The following is a 22604-nucleotide window of genomic DNA, read 5'->3' as shown; positions in this document are numbered from 1 at the left end:
TCACACGGTGCCGAGCAGGCCCTGCGGCCGGAACCGGACGAGCAGCAGCAGCACGACGCCGTAGATCAGCATCCGGTAGTCGGCCGCCCAGCGGAACAGCTCGGGCAGCCCGATCAGCGCGACCGCGCCGGCGATGCCGCCGAGCACGTTGCCGAGCCCGCCGAGGATCACCATCGTCAGCGCGAGGATCGACACCTGCGAGTCGAAGGTCTGGTGATTGATGTAGCTGTACAGGTGCGCGGCGATGCCGCCGCTCACGCCGGCCGCGACGCCGCCGACCGCGAACGCGATCGCCTTGTAGCGGTTCGGCGCGATGCCGTGCGCGCGTGCGGCGACGTCGTCCTCGCGCACCGCGCGCAGCGTGCGGCCGAGATGCGAGCGCAGCAGCCGCACCTGCACCAGCGCGAACGCGACGAGCACCGCGAACGTGAACCAGTACGCGGCCTGCGCGCTCGTCGCCCACGGCAGCGGCGCGATGCCGGTGATGCCGAGCGGGCCGCGCGTGAGGCCGTCCCAGTTCAGGATCACGAGGCTCACCACCTCGCCGATGCCGAGCGTCGCGATCGACACGTAGTGCCCCCGCAGCCGGAAGGCCGGATAGACGAGCAGCGTGCCGAGCACGGCCGTGATCGCGCCCGCGCACGGGATCGTCACGGCCGGCGACCAGCCGAGATCCGACGACAGCAGCGCCGACGCGTACGCGCCGATCACGAGCAGCGCCGCGTGGCCGAGCGAGATCTGCCCGACCGTGCCCGCGACGAGCGTGAGGCTCACCGCGAGCAGGCCGTACAGCCACGCGTTGGTGAGCGTCTGCAGCACGTACGGCGATGCGCCGAGCCACGGCAGCGCGGCGGCCGCCAGGATCAGCGCGACGAGCGCCGGGCGCGGCACGCGCACGGCTTTCGCGGCCGCGAGGAAGGTGCCCGTCATCGGCTCGGGCGGCAGCGCGCGGTTCGCGCTGAACAGGCCGTTGGGCCGCCACACGAGGAACACGATCAGCAGTCCGAACGCGAACAGGTCGCGGTAGCTGGTGCCGAACAGCGCGACGCCGTAGCTTTCGACGAGACCGAGCAGCAGGCTGCCCGCGATCGCGCCCGGCACGTTGCCGAGCCCGCCGATCAGCAGCGCGACGACGCCCTTCAGCGTCGCCTGGAAGCCCATCGCCGGGTCGATGCTGTTGTAGTACATGCCGACCAGCAGCCCGCTCACGCCGCCGAGCGCGCACGCGATCGCGAACACCGTCTGGTTCACGCGGTCGACGTCGACGCCCATCTGCAGCGCCGCGTCGCGATCCTGCGCGGTCGCGCGCACGGCCCAGCCGAGCCGCGTGAAGCGCAGGAAGCCGTACAGCAGCGCGGCCGCCGCGATGCCGATGCCCGCGATCAGCAGGTCGAGCGAGCCGAGCGTCGCGCCGGCGATCCGCAGGTGCCAGTCGGGCAGCGGCGTCGGCACCGCGCGCGGGTCCGCGCCGAACGCGAGCTGCGCGAGCTGGTCGAGGATGAAGCTGATGCCGATCGTCGCGAGCAGCGGCGCGATCCGCGCGGCGTGGCGCAGCGGCCGCAGCCCGATCCGCTCGATCGCGATGCCGAGCGCACCGCAGCCGGCCACGACCGCCGCGAGCGCGACCGGCAGCGGCAGCCCGAAGCGCGTCAGGCACAGCCAGCCGATGAATGCGCCGACCATGTACACCGAGCCGTGCGCGAAGTTGATCAGGTGCGACACGCCGAAGATCAGCGCGAGCCCGACCGCGAGCAGCGCGTAGATGTTGCCGACGATGAGGCCGTTGAGCGTGTAGTCGATCCAGGATGCCATCACGATGCGTCCATCACTTGCCTGTGGAATCCGGAATCAGCGCGCGGCGAGCTGGGGCTTCGCGCCGTCCCACAGCGCCCACTGCCCCTGCTTCACGACCAGATACACGGTGCGCGCGCCCGCGACGCGGCGCGTCTGCGGATCGAAGCGCACCTTGCCGAAGATCACGCTCGGCACGTCGCTCACTTTCGCGAAGCCGTCGTGCGCGGCCTGGCGCGTCGTGCCGTAGCGGCGCAGCACCTCGGCCGACAGGATCAGCGCGTCGTACGCCCGTGCGACGAACGAATCGGGATCGGCGTGGAATTTCGCGCGATAGCGCTGCACGAACGCCTGCACCTCGGGGCGCGGCTCGGCCGGGAAGAAGTTCGATTCGGTATAGACGCCGTCGACGGCCGCGCCGCCCAGCTCGATGAACTTCGGCGAATACACGGAACCGACCGCCGCGATCGGCAGCGCGACACCCGACGTGCGCGCCTGCCGCACGATCTGTGCGCCGTCCGCGTAGTACGAGATCAGCACGATCGAATCGGGCTTCGATTCGCCGATGCGCACGAGCGTCGAGCGGAAATCCTTCTCCGCCGGCTGATAGCCTTCGGCCGCGACGACCTGCGCGCCGAGCCCGGTCACCGCCTTCGCGAAGATGTCCTTGCTGGTGCGGCCCCAGTCGGTGTTCAGGTACAGCACCGCGATCCGCTTGAAGCCGAGTTCCTTCACCGCGTAGCGCGCGAGCAGCGGCTGCTCCTCGGCCTGGCTCAGCGCGGTGCTCCACAGGTAGTCGCCGCCTTTCGTGAAATCCGGATGCGAGTTCGTGAAGCCGAACTGGAGCAGTTGCCCGCGCTGGTAGATCGGCGACGCGGCCATCGACGTCGCGCTCGAGAAATCGCCGAGCTCGATCACGACGCGCGGATCGGCGACGAACTTCTGCGCGATCGCGACCGCCTGGCGCGGATCGCTGCGGCTGTCCTGGAAGTCGACCGCGAGCGGCCGGCCGTGAATGCCGCCGCTGCCGTTGATCTCGTCGAGCGCGAGATCGAAGCCGCGCTTCCATTGCTCGCCGTATTGCGCGTCCTGCCCCGTGAGCGGCCCGCTCACGCCGACCACCACCGGCTCGCCCGACACGCCCGCCGCGAGCGCACCGCCCGCCGACAAGCCCCATGCGGCCGCGAGCGCCGCCACCGTGCCCAGCACGCGCCGCCATGCGCCGCGTGCGTCGTTCCCCGAAACCTTCATGCCGCCCCCACCTTCAGTCGATCGAAAAGAGTGAGGGCATGTAACCACCCGGTTCAGGGCGATCCAACGAAGTTTTGCGCATATCGATATCGCGTGCGGCGCGAAGCCGATCGCGCCTGCGCAAGGCCCGGCGACTGCCGCGCATCGTGCGGCGCCGCGCCGATAGCGCATCGCGTTGATTCGATTGGTGTTTTCCGCGCGGCATCGCGCGACGCCGCGGCACGGGCGCCCGCCGCCGACGCGCGCCCCGGGCGCGCGCTTCGCAGTTTTCGCGCTGTCGATAGCAAAAATCATTATATGAATTACGCATGCTCGCACTTCTACAATGCGCAAATCGCATCATCGGAACGTGTCATGGAGCTGCACCAACTCGAAGCCTTTTCCGCGGTCATGTCGGCCGGCAGCGTGACCGGCGCGGGCGAACTGCTCGGCCGCTCGCAGCCGGCCGTCACGCGGCAGATCCAGGAGCTCGAAGCCGATCTCGGCTACGCGCTGTTCGACCGGAACGGCCCGCGCGTCACGCCGACGCGGCGCGCGTTCCTGCTTTACGAGGAAGTCGAGCGCTCGCTCGTCGGCCTGCGCGCGATCGAGGCGCGGGCCCGCGCGCTCGGCGTCGAAACGGCCGAGCCCGTGCGGATCGCGGCCACGCCGTCGCTCGCGGCCACGCTCGTGCCGGCCGCGCTCGCCGCGCTGCCCGACGACGCGCACGCGCCGCACTACCAGTTGCGCAGCGAATCGGCCGAGCATGTCGTCCACGAAGTGCTGGCCGGCACGGCCGACGTCGGCGTCGTCACGCTGCCGATGGCGCATGCGGGGCTCGACGTGCACTGGATCGCGCAGACGCCGTGCGTCGCCGTGCTGCCCGCCGGCGATCCGCTCGCGTCGAAGCCGCGCATCGCGCTGCGCGATCTCGAGCAACGCCGCATCGTGACGGTCGCGAACCGCCACCGGCTGCGCCAGCGGATCGATGCGGCATTCGCGGCGGCGCGAATCAAGGCGCGCGTATTCATCGAGACCAATGCGTCGCTGAACGCGGTGATGGCCGCCCGCGCGGGCGTCGGAATCGGCATCGTCGATCCGGCCACGGGCGTCGCGCTGCCGGTGGACGGCGTCGTCGCGCGTCCGCTCGACGTCGACATCCCGTTCGCGTTCGGCGTGGCGACGCCGGCCGGCAAGGCCCGCACCGCGGCCGTCGATGCGCTGCTCGACGCGCTGCGGCGCACGACGCGCGCGCTGCTCGACGACGTGATCTTTCACGAGGCCGCCGCGCACGATGCGCTGCTGCGCGGCGACCGGCTGCGCAGCGAGCGCACGCCGCGCCCGCCTCGCGCCGCGCGGACCCGCCGCGCCCGCCAGGAGGCTGCATGACGACGATGCCCGACGCACTCCCGGCGCTCGAAGCGCGGCTCGCGCAGGACCTGCGCTGGCTCGACCTGCCCGCGCCGTCGTGGGTGCCGCCGCAGGAAGCCGACGGCATGCGCGTGCTCGACGTCGCGATCGTCGGCGGCGGGATGGCGGGGCTCGCGGCGTCCGCCGAACTGCGCCTGCTCGGCATCGACAACCAGTGCGTGATCGACCGCGCGCCGGCCGGCTACGAAGGCCCGTGGGTCACGTTCGCGCGGATGGAAACGCTGCGTTCGCCGAAGCAGCTCGCCGGCCCCGCGCTCGGCCTGCCCGCGCTGACGTTCCGCGCATGGTTCGAGGCCCAATACGGCCGCGACGCGTGGGACGCGCTCTACAAGATCCCGCGCACGCAATGGATGGACTACCTGCGCTGGTACCGGCGCGTGCTCGACCTGCAGGTGTGCAACGACACCACGCTTGCCGCGCTGCGCCCGCGCGCCGACGGCCTGCTCGCGCTCGACGTGCGCGCCAACGGCGAAGCGCGGACGCTGCTCGCGCGCCATGTCGTGCTCGCGACCGGCCGCGACGGGCTCGGCGGCCCGTACGTGCCACCCGTCGCGCAACGCGCGCCGCGCGCACGCTGGGCCCATTCGTCCGAGCCGATCGATTTCGCGGCGCTCGCGGGCAAGCGGGTCGGCGTGGTCGGCGCGGGCGCTTCCGCGTTCGACAACGCGGGCGCCGCGCTCGAGGCCGGCGCCGCGCGCGTCGACCTGTTCTTCCGCCGCGCCGACATTCCGCGCATCAACAAGCTGACCGGCATCGGCAGCCCGGGCCTCGTGCACGGCTACGCCGATCTCGACGACGCGACGAAGTGGCGTTTCATGCACTACGCGCTGACGTCGCAGACGCCGCCGCCGCGCGACAGCGTGCTGCGCGTGTCGCGCCACGCGCAAGCGCACTTTCACGCGGGCAGCCCGATCGAGACGCTCGCCGGCCACGCGGACGGCCTCGACGTGACGACGCCCCGCGGGCGCTACACCGTCGACTTCCTGATCTTCGCGACGGGCTTCCATTCGGACTGGACGACGCGCGCGGAATTCGCGTCGTTCGGCACGCACGTGCGGCGCTGGAAGGATCGCTACCGGCCGGCGCCCGGCGCATGGCTCGACGAGCTCGCCGAGTCGCCCGACCTCGGCCCCGCGTTCGCGTTCCAGGAACGCGAGCCCGGCGCGTGCCCGGCCGTCACGCGCATCCACTGCTTCAACCACGCGGCGAGCCTGAGCCAGGGCAAGCTGTCCGGCGACATCCCGGCGATCAGCGCGGGGGCGAAGCGGCTGGCGCGCGGCATCGCGAGCCGGCTGTTCGACGCCGATCGCGACCGCCATTACGACGCACTCGTCGCGTATGCGAACGCCGAACTGCAAGGCGACGAATGGCATGACGCCGACGCATGAACGCGCGTCCAGCGACGACATTGACGAACGAAGGGAATCCGAAACGATGACTGAACCCATTACGCCGGCCGCCGTGCCGGATACGATCGACGCGGTGGCCGGCCTGCACGGCGGCGACGCGATAGCCGTGCTGCGCCGCGCGCGCGACAAGGTGCTGCGCCATACGCAGCTGAGCGAAGCCGCGCTGTTCGATCCCGCGCTGCCCGATCTCTCGCTGATCGAAAGGCTGCATGCGGCGCGCCTGGTCGCGCGCCAATCGAACGCGCACGCGCTGGCCGAGACGTATCGCGCCCGGCTGCTCGACGCCGGCGGCGGCGCCGAGGACATCGCCAGCGCGGACGCCGAGGCGTTCGACGCGCTCGCCCCGCGCGTCGGCGCGATCCTCGCGCATGCGCGGCTGCTGGCGCGGTCGCCCGTCGACGCACGCGCGGCCGATCTCGACGCCCTGAAGTCGGCCGGCCTCACGACGCCCGCGATCGTCGCGCTGTCGCAGCTCGTCGCGTTCGTCGCGTACCAGTTGCGCGTCGCGGCTGCCGCGCAGGCACTTCAGGCGCGTGCCGCGCAGGAGGCCGCATGACGACCGCCGCCCACGGCTTCACGTCCGACACGCTCGGCTGGCGCGCCTGGCTCGACACGGTGCCGCTCGACGCCGCGACGCCCGAGCAGCTTGCGGTGCTCGAAGCGAGCCACCCGCAGGCGAAGACGTCCGACTACTACCTGCTGCTCGTCCACCTGCCCGAGATCCTGCGGCAGCGCTCGGGCGTGTTCAACGCGATCATGTACGGCCCGGGCGGGCTGTCTCGCGCGGAACGCGAACTGGCCAGCACGGCCGTGTCGCGCGTGAACGGCTGCGTGTATTGCGCGTCGGTTCATGCGCAGCGCTTCGCGCAGCTCGCGAAACGCACCGATGCGATCGAGCAGGTGTTCGACGATCCGGCGACGGCCGGCACGACGGCACGCGAACGCGCGATCGTGCGCTATGCGATCGTGCTGACCGAGCGGCCCGATACGGTCGATGCGAGCGCCATCGCCGCGCTCGAGGCCGAAGGGCTCACGCATGAGGAAATTCTCGACCTGTCGCACGCGGTCGCGATCTTCGCGTGGGCGAACCGGTTGATGTTGACGCTGGGGGAGCCGGTGTTTCCGGGAGAGGGAGATCGATCTGCGTAAGCGCGGCGCGACATTCGCCGCGCCGCGTCCGCCCGGGGCCGACCTTCACGCCGCGCGGCCCGGCTCCGTCGGCACCGTGCCGCCGCGCACCAGCAACGCGAGAAACACCGCCGCCGCCAGCCCGAACGCGATGCCCGCGCCAGCATAGAACGCCGGCCAGCCCACCGACGCGATCAGTCTCGGCATCCCGAGCAATCCGAACGTGCCGACCAGCCGCCCGCTGCCGTAGAACAGTGCATAGACGGTCGCCGGCTGGCGGCCGGCCGCCCAGCCGAGGATCGCACCGCCCATGCCGATGAAGGTCCAGGCGCTGGCCGCGCCGACCAGCACCGCTCCCGTCGTGGCCAGCGCAGCGTCGCCACGCATGGCGGCGACCGCCAGCACGGTAACGCTCGCGATGCAGGCCACGGCGCCCGTCGCGCAGATCGCGGCGGGCCGCCAGCGACGCGCGGCCCAGCCGGTCGCTACCGCCGCCGCAAGGTTCGCTGCCGGCACGAGCGTGCCGAGCAGCGCACCGATCCGCTGCAGCGGCAGGCCGAGATCGACCAGCAGCAGCCGGTTGAAGTTGAACAGCAACATCAACATCACTGTCAGAGCGATCGTCGCAAGCAGTCGCGCCCGCATCGGCGCGTCGCTCAGTGCATTGCGCCATCCCGGCAGCGACCGGTTCGCGATGCGCGGCGCCGCGCGATCGGCCGCGACCAGCAGCGTGACCGGCAGCAGCGACACGGCAAGGATCGCGGCCAGCAGCACGAACGTGAGCCGCCAGCCGGCCGACGGATACGCCCACAAGAGCACGCCGCCGCCCAGCAGCAGGCCGAACGCCATCCCGCCCATCTTCGCGGCCGCAACGAGCGTACGGCCCGATGGCGGCGTCTGCTCGACCGTCAACGCGTCGAGCGACAGGTCCATCGTCGCGACGGCCGCCGTCGCGACGAGCCCGAGCGCGAACAACCTCGCGACGGGCGCGCCCGGCAACGCGGCGATGCCGAGCGTCGCGGCGACCGCGACGCCCTGCGCCGCGACGATCCAGCCCGTCCGGTGCCCGAGCCGGGGCAGCCGCCGCGCGTCGAGCCACGGCGCCCACAGGAACGCGACGCCGAAAGGCAGGTACAGCGCATAGACCCATTGCAGCGACGCCAGCGCCACGCCTTGAGCGCGCAGGATCGGCCCGAGGCCGCCCTGCACGAAGCCGAGCACGCTGCCGATCGCGGCGTAGAGAATCGCGACGACCGTGAGCACACGCGCGATGCCGGGCCCCTGCGCAACGGCCGGCGATCGATCGCCGGCGAGATGAAGCGGTTCGCTCATGTGATCTCCTGTCAAAGCTTCGTCGTGATGCCGATGCCGACGACGCGCGGCTGCCCGACGCGCACCGATCCGACGCCCGGCGCCCAGCTCTGCCCCGCGACGACGTAGCGACGGTCGAGCAGGTTCTCTGCGAACCCGTACAGCGTCCAGTTCCGGTACGTCCAGCCGACCCGCAGGTTGACCACGCTGTACGCGGCGAGATTGAAGCTGTTGCGTACGTCGACCGCGCGCGAGCCGACGAATTGCCACGCCGCGTCCGCGTTGAAGCGTCCCGGCATGCCAACCGTGCCGCCGGGCAGTTCTCCATGCACGCCGAGGCTGGCCGTCGTGCGCGGCACGTTCGGCAGCCGGTTGCCCGACCGCGCGCCCGTCACATCGCCGGCGGGCACCGCGCGCAGTTCGCCCTGCGTATAACCGAGCCCTGCCGTCAACCGCACGTAGCGCGATACCTTCGCGCCGAGTTCGAGCTCCGCGCCGTAGGTCCGGTAGTCGAGCGACGCGGGCATGAACAACCCGTTCGACGGGAAGAACGCGACGAGGTGGCCGTTCTTCACGTCGTTGTAGAACACCGAACCGTCGACGCTGAGCCGCCGGTCGAGCCACAGCGACTTGAAGCCAAGCTCGTAGGTCCAGCTCGTCGACGCCGGAAACGACGACTCGCGCCGGCCTTGCGGCCCGTTCACGGTCACGGCCGGGAACCCGGCCGACGCCTCGCCACGCGACACGGTCGCGTAGGTCATCAGCGTATCGGTCCAGTCGAACGTCAGGCCGGCGCGGCCGGTGACGAACGTGTCGCTCAGGCTGTCTTCCTCGCGGAATCGGCTCACGACCTTCGGATTGCCGTTGCCGTCGAACGCATAGCGCGCGTCCTTGCGTTCGTAGGTCGCGCGCACGCCCGTGATCGCCTTCAGCCGGGCCGTGAGCGGCCAGCTCGCCTCGCCGAACAGCGACACGCTGTCGGTATTGATGCGGTTGTGCTGCTGACCGTTCTGCGTCGTCACGAAATTGAACGCGGCCGGCGACGCAATCGCCGACGAGTCGTTCGTAAAGCGCGAATGGAAATAGTTGAGCCCGGCCGTCCACATCACGGGGCTGTCGTCGCGCGAATTCAGCCGCATCTCCTGCTGGAACGTCGTTTCGCCGAAATGCATCTCGGTGTAGTCCGCGCCCGGCACGTCGAACACGGTCGCCGGCCGCTTCGACAGTGCCGAATAGATGAGCCCGTCGGTCAGGTCGAACTGCTGGACGTTGCGCGAATCCTGGTAGCTCGTCAGCGACGTGAACTTGAAGCGCTCGAACTCGCGGTCGACCCGCACGCTGCCGCCCGCGTCGCGCCAGCGGCTGAACGTGGACGGATTCAGCTCGACCTGCGGGAACGCGGGATTCTGCAACAGCACGAAGCGCGGCGCGGTGGTCTCGGTCTGGTCGACGAAACCCGACACAGTGACCGACGTATGGTCGTCGATCACCCACAGCACCGTGCCGCGCGCGGCGCCGATCTTCACGCGCCCGTCGGTGCCGCCCGTCGCGAGGTTCGGCACGTTGCCGTTCAGATTCGACATCCGCACCGCGACGCGCGCGGCGACATCGTCCGACACCGCCCCGTTGCCAATCACCTCGCCGAGCCAGCGACCGTGCGTGCCGGCTTCCGCGGTGGCCGAGAATTCCCGCTTGAAGGTCGGCTGCTTCGTGATCACGTTGATCGCGCCGCCCTGCGTATTGCGGCCGAACAGCGTGCCCTGCGGGCCGCGCAGCACCTCGACGCGGTCGACGTCCATGAAGGTCGGCGGCGCCCCGGTGGTCGCGCGCGGCACGTCGTTCACGTACATCACGACCGATTCGTCGTCGGCTGCGAGCGGCATGAAGGAGCCGACGCCGCGGATGCTGAACACGTTCGCATAGGTCGCGCCGATATCCGCGAACGCGAGATTCGGCACCGAGCGCGCCAGGCCCGCATTGCCGGCCGACGGCGCTGCATCGACCGCGAGATCCGCACCGCTCACGGCCGTCACGCTGACCGGCACCTTCTGTCGCGATTCGCTGTGACGGCGCGCGGTGATCGTCACCGCTTCGAGCTGCGAGCCGTCGACCGCATCGGACGAAGCGGAAGCAGACGACCGGGCCGCCGCCGGCGTCGCTGTTTCAGCTGCGTGCGCGGCTGGCGTCGGCGCCAACGCGGCAGCCAGCGCAAGCGACAGCGGCACAATCGACGAGACCTTGATGCGTAACCCGGCATCGGTGGATTCTGCGACGCCCATCGGTGAAACGTTCCGTGAATGGCCGGAATGACCGGCGAATCGATCCGGCGAAGCGATACGAGAAGTCGCCCGGCGAGTCCGGGCGGTGCGACTGCAACGACGATTCATGAAGCCTTCCTCTGCTGATGCTCCGTCCGCGACGGACCGGCAACGGCCTCGCCGCGAACCCCGTGAAGCGTGGTGGTTGCAATGGGTGATGAGATTCACGCGTGCCCGGCATCGCGGGCAATCAGGCGCGCATAGCGTCCGTGGCGCGCGACGAGTTCGGCGTGCGTGCCCTGCTCGACGACGCGGCCTTCATCGAGCACGACGATGCGGTCAGCCTGGCGGATCGTCGACGGCCGGTGCGCGATCATCAGCACCGTGCGACGCCGGCGCAGCCGCGCGAGCGCGTCGTGGAACGCGCGCTCGCTTTCAGTGTCGAGGCTCGACGACGCTTCATCGAGCACGAGCACGGGGCTGTCGCGCAACAGCGCGCGCGCGATCGCGATCCGCTGTCGCTGGCCGCCTGACAGTCGCGCGCCGCGCTCGCCGCAGCGCGTGTCATAACCGTTCGGCAACGCGGCGATGAAGTCGTGAGCCTGCGCATCGCGCGCGGCCTGCTCGATGTCCGCGTCGCTCGCGTCCGGCCGCCCGAGGCGGATGTTGTTCGCGATGGAATCGTCGAACAGGTACACATCCTGCGGCACCACCGACACGAGCTGCCGCAGCCGCGCGACCGGGATGTCGCGCACGTCGACACCACCGAGCGTCACCCGTCCCGACTGTACGTCCCGGAAGCGCAGCAGCAGGCTCACACACGTGCTCTTGCCCGCGCCCGACGCACCGACGAGCGCGACCGTCTCGGCCGGCTTCACATCGAGATCGACACCGCTCAGCGCCGGCGCGTGCGCGCCGTCGTACGCGAACCCGGCCTGCTCGAAGCGGACCGTCGCGTCGCCCGGCTCCGCGCTGCCGTGGTCGACGATCTGCACGGGCTGCCGCTGAATCGCGAGAATGCGCTCCGCACCGGCCTTCAGCTCGCCGAGCTTGCGCGCGGCCTGCGCGACTTCGGCAAGCGGGATCAACGCGGCGCCAACCAGCACGACCGCGCACGGCAGCAACGCGCCGGCGAGCAGCCCGTTCTGGACCAGCACCGCGCCGGCCAGGAGCGCGGCGAGCAACGCACACGCCTGCAGCAGTTCGATCGCGGCCTGCTCGAGCCCCACACGCACGCCGTAGCGGCGCTGTTCGTTCTCCATCTCGGCCACGCGCGACGCGACGCGGTCGAGCCACGCGCCTGCCTGGCCGAACAGCGCAATCTCCTTGCGCCCCTGGATCCCTTCAATCACGTCGGCATCGAGCCGCGCAGCCGCTGCCGCGAGCTTGCGGCCCTGGCGGTGCGCACGATCGCCGAGCCAGAACGGCACCGAGGCGAGCAGCGGCAGGAACGGCAGCAGCGCAAGCGTCAACCACGGCTGCACGAACGCGAGCACCACGAGCGCCAGCAGCGGTACGACGCCCGCCGCGATCGCGTCGGCAAGCGTGTGCGCGAAGAAATGTTCCATTGCCTGCGCGTCGCGCGTCGCCGTCGCCGCGAGCTCGCCCGTGCGGCGCCCGGCTACGGAACCCGGCGCCGCGCGGTCGAGCCCGTCGTAGATGCCGATCTGCATCGTCTCGATCAGCGCGAACGCGAATTCGTGCGATACGTGCGCCTGCCACCAGCGACCGCCCGCGCCCGCGACCACCGCCGCGGCAAGCACCCACAGGCCGGGCTGCCACTGCGCGACGGCCCCGCCGGTGACCGCCACCCCGACCAGCCACGCACAGGTCGCGAGCGTCGCGACCATCCCGCCCTGTGCAAGAACCGTCGCGACGATCGTCAGCACCATCAGCCGTTCCTGCCCGCCGGCGAGCCGCATCAGGTCCGCCCATCCGCTGCGCGTGCGCGGCGCGTCGTCGCGCGGCGCCGCCGCTCGATCGCGGATCGTTGTCGAGGTCGTGCTCATGCGGTTTTCTCCTGCGATGCGCCGGCGTGTGCATCCTGTGCGGCCAGCAGACGCGCATACAGTCCGCCGCGCGCCGTCAATGCGTCGTGATTGCCTTCCTCGACGATCCGGCCGTCATCGACGACGACGATCCGGTCCGCGTGCCGCACCGTCGCGAGGCGATGCGCGATCACGACGAGCGCGTGCTGTCCGGCGAACGCCTCGATCGACGCCTGGATCGCCTGCTCGCTCGCCGGATCGACATTCGAGGTCGCCTCGTCGAGCAGCAGGACCGGCGCGCCCTTCAGCCACGCACGTGCGATCGCGAGCCGCTGTCGCTGGCCGCCCGACAGTTGCGCGCCGCGTTCGCCGACCGCGGTCGCATAGCCACGCGGCAGGCTTTCGATGAAATCGTGGATGTGCGCGACGCGCGCCGCGTCGCGGATCGCTTGCGCGTCCGCGTCGGGACGCGCGAACCGCAGGTTGTCCTCGATGCTGCCGTGAAACAGCACGATGTCCTGAAACACCGCGCTGACCTGCGCACGCATCTCCGCCAGCGGCAGATCGCGCAGGTCGATGCCGCCGATCCGCACGGCGCCGCGCTGCGGATCGGCCATCCGCATCAGCAACGCACCGAGTGTCGACTTGCCGGCCCCCGACGGTCCGACGACGCCGACGAATTCGCGCTCGCCGACCGCGAGCGATACGCGCTCGAGTGCGGGGCGATCGCTGCCCGGCCATGCGAACGTCACGTCGTCGAATGCAATGTCGGAGCGCGCACCCGGCGCGCGCGGCGACGCAGGCTCGCGCACCGGCGGTTCGGCATCGAGCAGCGCAGCGACCGGCGCGGCCGCGCTCGCGGCGCCCCACGCGATGTGGAACGTCTTGTCGAGCCGGTCGACCGGCCGGAACGCCTCGCGCGCCAGAAACAGCGTGATCAGCGCGGTCGTCGCTGGCAGCGCACCCGACGCCGCGCGCGACGCGTTGAGCGCCGCGATCAGCGCGATGCAGCCGAGCCCGAACAGGCCCGTCACGCCATTGCGCATCAGCGTGGCGTAAAGAATCCCCATCGCCTCGCGGCGCAATTCGGCCGCCGCGGCAACCAGTGCCGCGCGGCGCGTACCGGCCACGTCGAACGCCTTCAGCGTGACGATGCCCTGCAGGCTGTCGAGCATCGTCGCACCGAAACGCCCCATCGATGCCATCAGCCCCGATGCCTTCGGCCGGCACAGCCGCAGCCACACACGATCGACCACGGGCACCGCCAGCACGCAGACGGCGAGCACGCCGGCAGACAGCGGATCGAGCCACGCGACGACGCCGATCACGCCGGTACAGCCGACGAGCGCGACGCAGACGGCCGGGATGTAGCGACCGTAATACGTCTCGAGCGCTTCGACACCGCCGACGATGGTGTTCTGCAGTTCGGCGGTGCGGCCCGCGCCGCCGTCCGCGCCGAGCGCCAGCGCCTGCGGCAGCAACCGCGCGCGCAGCCGCGCCTTGGTGCGGCTCGCGGTGCGCAGCGCGGCAACTTCACCGGCCCACATCAGCGCGATCCGCACGAGCGCGAACAGCGCGAAACCAAGCGCCCAACCGAACACGCCAGACGGCGGCGTGCCGGACAGCACGGCCACGATCCCGAACGCGAGGCACAGTGCCTGGGCCGCGTGGCATGCGGTAACGGCCAGCCCGATTGCGACGCTCGCCGCGATATCGGCATAAACGACTCCCGCGAGCCGCCACAACTGAGGTTGCATCTGATTCTCCTTAATATGGATACCTTATCGATTTGGATCGGACCGCACCGCCATGGCATGGATGCAACGCGCTGGTCAGCCGGCCGCGCGGTCGCCCGTCACGCAGTGCACGGGCACGCCCTTCAGCGGCGTGGCCGTGATGTCGACGAGCCCCTGCTCGGCGAGCAGCGCCCTGACGGCGGCAACCGGATAGCAATCGCCCGCCTGCGTAAGTCCAAGCATCTGTGCTGCGAACAGACGCGGCACGGGTTCGCTCGCTGGAGGCGCGTCGGAGATCATGAAATCGCAGACCGCGATCCGCCCGCCGGGCGCGAGGCAACTGCATGCGCGAGCGAGCAGCCGACGGCATGCGTCCTCATCGAAGTGATGGAGGATCTGGCTCATGATGACGAGGTCGTACTGCCCCGGGATCTCGACGTCGAACAGGTCACCGCCGATGAACCGCGCACGCGCCTCGACCCCGAATTCATGGGCGGTGCGCGCACATGCGTCGTGGATCGACGGCCAGTCGACGCCGCACACGATCGCCTTCGGCTGCGCCTGCGCGAATGTGAAACCGTAGATGCCGTTGCCGCAGCCGAGATCGAGCACCGCAACCGAACGGCGCACGGCAGCCCACGGTGAGAGCAGATCCGCGACGCGTTGCGCGGTACGCCGGCTTGTGTTCGCAATGCCGACCGCGAATTCCTGCCAGTACGGGTGATCCGCCGCCTCGAGGCTCGACGGCAGCACGCTGCCACCCGCCACGACGGCCTCCCTGAAATGCCGGAACGTGTCCCACATCAGATCGGCCGTGTAGACGCTCGACAGGCCGCCGATGTAATGCGGCGATGCGGTCACGAGAAAGCGCTGCGACGTCGGATTCAGCGCATAGCATGCCTGCACGGCATCATGATCGACGAGCGCAAGCCCGGCCAGCGCATCGAGCAGGATCCGTATTCCGCGCGCACTGGCCCGCAGTTCTCCGGCCAGCTCGGCCGCGCCGCGCGGGCCGGCCGCCAGCCGGTCGAATACGCGCAGCTCGATCGCCGCGCGCAGCACGCCGGCGCGCTCGACGCCCATCAGCAGATCGAGGATCGGTGCCGCGGACAGTGCGGGTTGCGCGCCCGGCAAGCAGGTCGCGAGCGCAGCCTGCGCGGTCGCGACCTCGCGCGCGAGCATCGCGCGGTCAACCTTGCCCGACGGCGCGAGCGGCAGCCGCGGGCAGGGCACGACCGCGTCGACGCGCTTGCAGCTTTCCACGCCCGCGTCGTCGAACAGGAAGCGGTTGACCGCGTCGAGCGTCGGCGCCGGGCGACCCGCGCGCGGCACGACGCAAGCGCAGAGCCGCACCCCAGTTGCGTCGCCGGCCGCCTGCACGACGGCCACGTCCGCGACGTCGGGATGCCCGTGCAGAAGCATCTCGATCTCAACGAGGTTGATCTTCACGCCGTTACGCAACACGATGTCCGCCCGTCGGCCGACGATCTGCAGGTAACCGGCCGAGTCCATCCGGCCGCGATCGCCCAATCGCACCCAGCCGTCCGCCGCGCGATTGCGTTCATCCAGCTCCGGCGCACCGTAGTAGCCCATCGGCGTCATCGGCCCGCGCGCCCAGATCTCTCCCTCGTCGCCCGGGTCGACGTCTGCACCCGCCTCATCGACGATCCGCACCGTGACGACCGCCGGATCGGGACGCCCGACCGTCGCGACAACCGTATCTAAATCGTCGTCCAGCGCGGTGTGGCATGCGACACCGTCTGCCGAGCCGTACGACTGGATCAGAGAGCAGCCGATCACGTCGCGCACACGCCGAGCGGTCTCCGCGCTCAGCGCCGAGCCACCGCTGACGATCGCCTTCAGCGACGACAGGTCGGGCGCGTCGGCCCCTCCGTCCACAAGCAGCGGGCTTTCAAGCAGCATGTCGACCATGTTCGGTCCGGCGAACAGGTGCGTGACGCGCAGCGCGGCGACCGAGAGCAGCGCGGCAGTCGGCTCGAACCGCTCGAGATTGACGAGCGCTCCGCCGAGCGCCGCGAGCGTGCACGACGTGCCGAGCGAGCCGAACGGCGACGCGAGCGACACGCAGAACATCGCGCGTATCGACGAAACATCGGCGCCGAGACTCTTCAGGTACGATGCCTGCCCGCCGATCAGGCCGTTGTGCGAATACAGCACGAGCTTCGGCTCGGCCTCCGAGCCCGACGACGCGATCAGCCGCACCGGGCCGTCCGGATCGAGCACGCCCGCCCGATACGGATACGGTTCGAACTCCCAGCAGCGATCGAGGTCGGGCCAGTCGAGATAACGCGCGCCATGCACGAACACGCGTTCGAGCGCAGGCAGTTCGTCGCGCAACCCGTCGACCAGCGCTACGTAGTCGATGTCGCCCACCCGCCGCTGGCAGATCAGCACTTTCGCGGCCGACTTCGAGAGCAGCGCGCGGCTCTCGTGCCGCTTGCGACCGATCGGGTAAGGCAATACGATCGCGCCGAGCGCGGCGGCGGCCAGGTCGACCGCGCAGGCACGCCAGCCGTTCGGCAGATTGACCGCGACGACGTCGCCCATGCGCACGCCGCTTGCGTGCAGCGCGGCTGCGAGCCCGAGGCTGCGCACGCGCAGTTGCGCATAGGTGAGCGCGATGCCGCCGTCGGACACCGCGAGTGCGAGCGGGTGCGCATCTGCGTAGCCCGCGAACGCCCCGAACAGGTCGCGACCGGCGTAAATGCCGGCGTCAGCCCAGGCGCGCCGCAGCGGGGCTGGCACATGATCGCGTACGGCACCGGATTCCGGAACGGCGTCGCACGAGCGGGCGGCGGAAAGCGTGGAGTCGAATGTCATCGAAGCGTCTCGGTGTGAGTGAAGGTCCAGGGACAGGCGACGGACAGGCGATCGGCTTCGCGTCGCACGCTGCCCGTCAGCAGAGAATGGGTGGCGACGCAGGCTGCGTCGGGCGCGATAGCGACGGCCGGCACGTCGTGCGCGGCGAATTCGTGCTGCCAGTGCGTGGTGTCGTGCATCGCGAGCGCCGCAGCGAGACGCTCGGCTGCATCGTCCGGCACCGTGCCATGCACGACCCCGCACAGCGTCGCAATGCGCGCCGCGCCACGTTCGCCGGGCGGCACATCGATCATCAGGCGGCCGTCGCGCGTCGCGTACGCGGCCGGCAGGCCCAGCGCCGCGACGAGCGGCGCGGCATCGTTACGCCGCATCGCGACCGCCACCTCGTGCTCATGCGCGACGAGCAGCGCCGCGGCACCCGTCATAGCGGAATCGAACCCGCGCGCGCGGCCATCGACAGCGCGCGCGTAGAGCGCAGCGGCCACGCCCTCAGCCGCCGCGACGCCGCCGAGCACGTCGACCAGCGTCAGCAGCGCGCCGCCGCTTCCATGCGGGCCGCCGATCAGAGACGCCAGGCCGCTGTGCGCCTGCACCATGAAGTCGGTACCGACCGGATCGTCGGGCGCTGGCTCGCGCCCGGCGCCCGACGCCGATACATAGACGAGCGCTGGTGCGACCGCCGCGAAATCGGCCGCCGTCAGTTCGAGCCGCACAGCGCGGCCGGGTGCCCAGTTGTGCAGGAACACGTCAGCGTCGCGCGCGAGCTCGAGCACGCGGTCGCGCCCGGCGCGCGTACGGAGGTCGAGTTCGACGCATTCCTTGCCGCGGTTGATGGCATCGAAATGCGCGGACACGCCGCCCGCGAAAGGGGGCATCCCACGCATCGGATCGCCGCCGGGCGGCTCGATCTTGAGCACGCGCGCGCCGAGCAGGCGCAACACGTGCCCGGCGAGCGGCCCCTGGATCAGCCGGCAGGATTCGAGCACCGTGATGCCGGCGAGCGGCCGGTCGTGCACCGCCGGCACATTGCCGCGCGCGAACGTTCGCGCACTGGCCGGTTCGGCCGCAGGATCGAATTGCCACGGGCCACCCGCGCGCCAGCGCGCGTCGCGCGGATCGTCGCGCAGCGCGGCCGCGTCGCGCACCGCGCTCACGTAGGTACCCGTCTCGCGTGCGATCGCGCCCAGCGACGCATAGTCGAACCGGGCCGCCGCGCGGAACAGGCCGACCGGCAGCGGCGCAAGCGCCTGCGTGTAGCGCAGCATGAACGGACGCCACCCGGCAGCGATGTCGTCCTCGCCTGCCGCCACTCGCCGCCAGAAGCGCCCCCACGCGTCCGGGTCGAGCGCTTCGAGCTCGAAGCGCACGCCGTCGCCACTCTCGAACGGCGGCGGACGATCGTTCGCATCGCGCGGCTGCTGCGCGGGCTGCCCGACGTGATCCATCGCGAGGTATTGGCCCATCGCGAACAGCGCCGCATCGGCAAGACACAGCGACAGCGCGGCAGGCAGCGCGCCGTCGCGTCCGCGCTGGGCAGCCAGTGCGGACAGCGCCGACACGGACGCGAGCGACGCGGCGAGCGTCGACACGTAGTCGACACCAAGCGGCCGCCACGCATGCACCGCACGCGCATGCCAGCCCGTGATGCCGGTCGCGGCCTGCAGCAGCGCATCGGACACGGGAGCGACGGCCGCCGGCCAGCCTCGTAGCGAAACATCGACGCGCGCGCCCGACGCATCGGCAAGACGCGCGTGAATCGCGCCATCAGCGGCTGCCCCGCCGTCAGGCAACGCGCAAGCGAGCGGCAGCGGAGCACACTGCACGCCCAGCGCCACCATCCGCCGACGCAGCGCGGCTTGCGCCGGCGCGAAGCCGGGCGACGCCGCCGGCAGCGTCAGCCGCACGCCACCCAGCGGCGGCGCCGCGAGGCTCGCGGCATTTCGTTCAACGTCAGTCATAGGCATGGATATAGATCTGGCCCCGACCTGAGGAAACGCACCGTTTCCCGCTTGTCCGGCAGCCACGCCATCGGTTGATGGTCGACATCCACAATGATATTTTACGGTTGAATGAGAATAATTCTCATTTCGTATGTATGTCGGCGAATTTCATATGCGGGCCGGATGAAGCCGTTCCATCCCAAAAACTTTGTAGCTAGTCTTGCGGCCATCGAGGCGTTTGAGACTCATACGAGCCGTCCGGTCTGCCGTGGAGAACCTGAGAGGAGTTGTTCGGATGCACGCACTGACCATACCCAGCGCGTCCCCAATGGACGTCGCCCCAAACCAGACCTGGACCGTCGCACGCGGAGACGCCGAATGCGGCAGCTACGCGGTCGAACGCCTCAATTGCGAACCCGGCTTCTCGGTCGTCCGCTCAAGCGTGCTGTCGGAGCGCGAGTTGACCGAGGCCTGCAGCCACGACGGCGCCGAACGCCAGCTTGTCGTCGCGATCGGGCTCGAAGGCGACTCCGAATTCTGCGACCGGCGCGGCGAACGCCTGCCGTTCTCGTCCGGTCACACAACGGTGTCGGTGTTCCGCAGCGGCGGCGGCGAACGCCGCTTCGCGGCGAACCGGCTCGTGCGGCAACTGCGGCTTGTCGTATCGGAAAGCACGCTGTCGAGCTTCGTCGGCGAGGACCGTTGCCGCGAACTGCTCGGCCCGATGCTCGGTCATTTCGAAGGATTCCGGCAGGTTGCATTCACGGCGAACGGCACGAGCCCACACCTGCGTTTCTTCCGCAACCCCGACCTGCAGCAGCAGGATGGCCTGAGCCTGCGCATCCACGCGCTGAGCCTGCTCGCCGACCAGTTGCATACGATCGCGCCGGCACCCGCGCGAACCGGTCGCCTCGGCGCGCGCGACCTCGACAAGCTCGCGCATATCGAGGCATTCATGCGCACCCACCTCGACAAGCCGCTCAACAACGCGTACCTGTCGGCCTCGCTCGGCATCAGCGAATACAAGCTGAAGGAGTGCTTCCGTCAGGCCTACGGCACGAGCCCCGCGCAGCACCTGCTTGAACTGCGGATGCACCGCGCGCAGGAACTGCTCGAAGCCGGCCACCAGGTGGCCGAGACAGCTTATCGCGTCGGCTACCAGCATCCGAGCAATCTCAGCGCCGCCTTCACGCGTTTCTTCGGATGCACGCCGAAATCCGTCCTCGGCAACCGATCCTGCCGAGCCCTTCCCCGATCCGCCGAATGTGCCAGCCATGACTGACCTGCATGCCACACCCGCCCGCGCCGCCGGCCGGTGCGAGATTTTCCTGAACCTCAACGAATCGCCGTTCGGACCGTTCGACGAAGCCGAAGCCGCCGCCGCGCGCGTGCTCGCCGAGGCAGGCCGCTACCAGTTCCCGCTCGTCGAACGGCTGCGCGAAGCGATCGCCGCCGCGCACGACGTGCCCACCGGCTGGGTGTCGCTGTATCCGGGCTCGAATCGCGCGCTGCATTACGCGACGCTCGCGTTCACCGCGCCCGATGCGCCGCTCGTGCTCGCCAGCCCCGGCTACCCTGTCTGCGAGCAGGCCGCCCGGCTCGCGAACCGGCCCGTGCGCCGCGTACCGCTCCGCGCGGACGGCGCGCACGACGTTGCCGCGATGTGCGAGGCGGCGCCGCGCGGACTGATCTATGTCGCCAACCCGAACAACCCGACCGGCACCGTGACCCCGCACGGCGCGCTGCGACGCCTGCTCAGCGATCGCTGGCCCGGCACGACCGTGCTCGTCGACGAGGCGTATATCGAATACAGCGACGAGCCGTCGATGCTCGACGCGGTACGTACGGACCCGGGGCTGATCGTCGCGCGCACATTTTCGAAGATCTACGGGATGGCCGGCCTGCGGCTCGGCTATGCGGTCGCGCAACCCGACGCCATCGGGTGCATCCACACCATGCCGCCGCACGACGTGTCGGTGCCGGCCACCGCCGCGGCCCTCGCGAGCCTTGCGCTGCGCGACCGGCTCGGCGAGCGCAAGGCATACACGGCAGCCGGCCGCGACGACCTGATCCGCTGGTTCGCCGCGCGCGGCCTCACGTGCCTGCCTTCGCGCTCGAACTGCGTGATGGTCGATCTCGGCCGCCCCGGGCCGCCCGTGATCGCGGCGCTCGCCGCGCGCGGCGTGCACGTCGGACGCAATTGGCCCGACATGCCGAACTGGATGCGCATCACGATCGGCACGCGCGACGAGATGGCAGCGCTGAAAGAGGCGCTCGTACACGTGCTCGCCGAGCCGGTCGGGCGCGACGCTGCCTGAGCATGCCCCACTCTCCCCCTCATTCCGTTCAACCGCCTACCGACGATCCACCATGAAACTACCGCCTCTCGTTACGACGCTCGCGCCGCTGTCCGGCGACGAACTGACCCGCTACAGCCGGCATGTCCTGCTGCCCGAACTCGGCCTGACCGGCCAGCAGCGCCTGAAGGCCGCCCGCGTGCTCGTGGTCGGCGCAGGCGGGCTCGGCTCGCCCGCACTGCTCTATCTTGCCGCCGCGGGAGTCGGCACGCTCGGCGTGATCGATTTCGACCGCGTCGACGTGTCGAACCTGCAGCGGCAAGTGATCCACCGGATGTCGACGGTCGGCATGCCGAAGACAGCCAGCGCGCACAACGCGATCGTCGCGCTCAATCCCCACGTCGACGTGCGGCTGCATGACGAACGGCTCGACAACGACAACGCGATCGCGCTGTTCTCGCAGTACGACCTGATCGTCGACGGCACCGACAACTTCGCGACGCGCTACCTCGTCAACGATGCCTGCGTGCTGGCCGGCAAGCCCTACGTATGGGGCTCGATCTACCGCTTCGAAGGCCAGGCGTCGGTGTTCTGGGAGGACGCGCCCGACGGCGTCGGCGTCAACTATCGCGATCTCTATCCGGAACCGCCGCCGCCGCATCTCGCGCCGTCGTGCGCCGAAGGCGGTGTACTCGGCGTGCTGTGCGCGTCGATCGCGTCGATCATGGCGACCGAGGCCGTGAAGCTGATCACGGGCATCGGAGAATCGCTGCTCGGCCGGCTCGCCGTGTACGACGCGCTCGACATGCGCTACCGCTTCCTGCCGCTGCAGCGCGCGCCGCAGCGACGGCCGATCGTCGCGCTCGACGACTATCCGCATTTCTGCGGCCTCACGACGCGCATCGAGCCCGTGCAGGTGCCCGCAATCGATGCGACTGCACTCAAGCAACTGCTCGATGCAGGTATGCCCGTGGAACTCGTCGACGTACGCGAGCCGAACGAATGGGAACTCGTGCGCATTCCCGGCGCAAGGCTGATGCCCAAGCAGCAGTTGCTGGCCGACGGGCTCGCACAGCTCGAACGCACGCGACGCACTGTCGTCTACTGCAAGGGCGGCGCGCGCTCGCGCGACGTCGTGCAGGCGATGTACCGTGCGGGCTTCACGGACGTCAGCAACCTCGACGGCGGGATCCTGTCGTGGATCCGCATGGTCGATCCGTCTCTGCCGCGATATTGAGGCGCCG

At 70.3% G+C, this 22604-nt stretch carries 15 protein-coding genes; 7 read left to right on the top strand and 8 right to left on the bottom strand.

Going from position 1 to position 22604, the window contains the following annotated elements; all coding sequences use genetic code 11:
- Positions 1-1812, bottom strand: coding sequence for an ABC transporter permease (locus GQ57_RS04225; protein WP_034197156.1), 1812 nt, complete (start codon positions 1810-1812; stop codon positions 1-3).
- A gap of 36 nt (positions 1813-1848) precedes the next feature.
- Positions 1849-3042: an ABC transporter substrate-binding protein gene (locus GQ57_RS04220; RefSeq protein ID WP_034197155.1), complete on the bottom strand. Its 1194-nt coding sequence runs from the start codon at positions 3040-3042 to the stop codon at positions 1849-1851.
- Positions 3043-3396: 354 nt separating this feature from the next.
- Here GQ57_RS04220 and GQ57_RS04215 point away from each other — a divergent pair, with 354 nt between their 5' ends.
- Genes GQ57_RS04215 through GQ57_RS04200 form a run of 4 tightly spaced genes read left to right on the top strand, consistent with a single transcriptional unit; the run spans position 3397 to position 7010 of the window.
- Entirely contained in the window at positions 3397-4410 is a 1014-nt protein-coding gene (locus GQ57_RS04215) for a LysR family transcriptional regulator (RefSeq protein ID WP_034197222.1), read from the top strand.
- Positions 4411-4415: 5 nt separating this feature from the next.
- Positions 4416-5840 carry an NAD(P)-binding domain-containing protein gene (locus GQ57_RS04210; protein WP_034197221.1) on the top strand — a complete coding sequence of 475 codons (1425 nt, stop codon included), beginning with the start codon at positions 4416-4418 and terminating at the stop codon, positions 5838-5840.
- Positions 5841-5886: 46 nt separating this feature from the next.
- On the top strand, positions 5887-6417 hold the full coding sequence (locus tag GQ57_RS04205; RefSeq protein WP_034197220.1) for a CMD domain-containing protein: 531 nt from the start codon (positions 5887-5889) through the stop codon (positions 6415-6417).
- Positions 6414-7010 carry a peroxidase-related enzyme gene (locus tag GQ57_RS04200; RefSeq protein ID WP_034197154.1) on the top strand — a complete coding sequence of 199 codons (597 nt, stop codon included), beginning with the start codon at positions 6414-6416 and terminating at the stop codon, positions 7008-7010. The genes GQ57_RS04205 and GQ57_RS04200 overlap by 4 nt, the downstream gene beginning before the upstream one ends.
- Before the next feature lie 45 nt (positions 7011-7055).
- Here GQ57_RS04200 and GQ57_RS04195 read toward each other — a convergent pair whose 3' ends face one another.
- From GQ57_RS04195 to GQ57_RS04170, 6 genes are all read right to left on the bottom strand, one after another.
- Positions 7056-8321, bottom strand: a complete 1266-nt coding sequence (locus GQ57_RS04195) for an MFS transporter (protein ID WP_034197153.1) — start codon at positions 8319-8321, stop codon at positions 7056-7058.
- A gap of 11 nt (positions 8322-8332) precedes the next feature.
- Positions 8333-10579 (bottom strand): TonB-dependent receptor, encoded by a 2247-nt coding sequence (locus tag GQ57_RS04190; RefSeq protein ID WP_063934551.1) that lies wholly within the window; start codon positions 10577-10579, stop codon positions 8333-8335.
- Positions 10580-10782: 203 nt separating this feature from the next.
- A complete protein-coding gene (locus tag GQ57_RS04185; RefSeq protein WP_034197152.1) occupies positions 10783-12567 on the bottom strand; it encodes an ABC transporter ATP-binding protein in 1785 nt (594 codons plus the stop codon).
- Positions 12564-14303: an ABC transporter ATP-binding protein/permease gene (locus GQ57_RS04180; protein ID WP_052001063.1), complete on the bottom strand. Its 1740-nt coding sequence runs from the start codon at positions 14301-14303 to the stop codon at positions 12564-12566. The genes GQ57_RS04185 and GQ57_RS04180 overlap by 4 nt, the downstream gene beginning before the upstream one ends.
- Positions 14304-14378: 75 nt before the next feature.
- A complete protein-coding gene (locus tag GQ57_RS38095; protein ID WP_052001062.1) occupies positions 14379-17123 on the bottom strand; it encodes an AMP-binding protein in 2745 nt (914 codons plus the stop codon).
- Positions 17120-19147 carry a CoA transferase gene (locus tag GQ57_RS04170; RefSeq protein ID WP_152601703.1) on the bottom strand — a complete coding sequence of 676 codons (2028 nt, stop codon included), beginning with the start codon at positions 19145-19147 and terminating at the stop codon, positions 17120-17122. The genes GQ57_RS38095 and GQ57_RS04170 overlap by 4 nt, the downstream gene beginning before the upstream one ends.
- 244 nt (positions 19148-19391) lie before the next feature.
- On the opposite strand from GQ57_RS04170, the gene GQ57_RS38090 reads away from it, so the two are divergent.
- Genes GQ57_RS38090 through moeB form a run of 3 tightly spaced genes read left to right on the top strand, consistent with a single transcriptional unit; the run spans position 19392 to position 22597 of the window.
- On the top strand, positions 19392-20345 hold the full coding sequence (locus tag GQ57_RS38090) for a helix-turn-helix transcriptional regulator (protein WP_052001058.1): 954 nt from the start codon (positions 19392-19394) through the stop codon (positions 20343-20345).
- Complete coding sequence (locus GQ57_RS04165) at positions 20338-21381, top strand: aminotransferase class I/II-fold pyridoxal phosphate-dependent enzyme (protein WP_052001056.1); 1044 nt, start codon at positions 20338-20340, stop codon at positions 21379-21381. The genes GQ57_RS38090 and GQ57_RS04165 overlap by 8 nt, the downstream gene beginning before the upstream one ends.
- 52 nt (positions 21382-21433) lie before the next feature.
- Positions 21434-22597, top strand: coding sequence for a molybdopterin-synthase adenylyltransferase MoeB (gene moeB, locus GQ57_RS04160; RefSeq protein WP_034197150.1), 1164 nt, complete (start codon positions 21434-21436; stop codon positions 22595-22597).
- Positions 22598-22604 lie beyond the last annotated feature (7 nt).

The sequence above is a fragment of the Burkholderia sp. MSh2 genome (genome assembly GCF_000731655.1).
Lineage (GTDB): Bacteria > Pseudomonadota > Gammaproteobacteria > Burkholderiales > Burkholderiaceae > Burkholderia > Burkholderia paludis.
The sequence above is the reverse complement of the archived record's forward strand: the minus strand, read 5'-3'. Positions and strand labels throughout refer to the sequence as shown.